The sequence below is a fragment of the Dellaglioa sp. BT-FLS60 genome, assembly GCF_054941065.1.
In genome coordinates this window covers 1-469 of sequence record NZ_JBSOLI010000020.1, presented here as the reverse complement: position 1 = coordinate 469, position 469 = coordinate 1, and the positions used below count along the sequence as shown (strand labels likewise).

At 37.7% G+C, this 469-nt stretch carries 1 protein-coding gene; it reads left to right on the top strand.

Features of this window, described 5'->3' with window-relative positions; translation table 11 throughout:
- Positions 1–307: cyclic-di-AMP receptor (locus tag ACVQ8P_RS00380; RefSeq protein WP_462296870.1), on the top strand; the 307-nt coding region annotated here is incomplete at its 5' end.
- Positions 308–469: the final 162 nt, after the last annotated feature.

The following is a 469-nucleotide window of genomic DNA, read 5'->3' as shown; positions in this document are numbered from 1 at the left end:
TCAAGATAAAGATAGTAACCGATTGAGTAATGTATTTATCGATGCAAATGTCCGTGCGACAAAGTTATCGTCAACAGGTGGGTTTTTAAAATCTGGGAATACAACTTTTTTAATTGGGATTGAAGACGAACGTGTGGATGAGGTTTTACAGATTATTAAGGAAACATCTTCGAGTCGTGAACAATTTATGGCTCCTCCTGTTAATTTGGATGTCTTAATGGATGCGCAAGTGCCATTCCCTTTAGAAGTTCAAGTTGGTGGCGCAACGGTATTCGTCTTGCCAGTAGAACAATTTCACCAATTTTAGGGGTAAATAGTAATGACGGAAATGGTTACTGAAACCAGTAATATAACGATTCAAGAATTACAACCGGCCTTAATTGAACATTTTAAAAAGTTAACAACAATGAATCAATTGGCTCATGCGTATCTATTCGCGGGACAAGAAGGCGTTGGTAAGATTGAACTG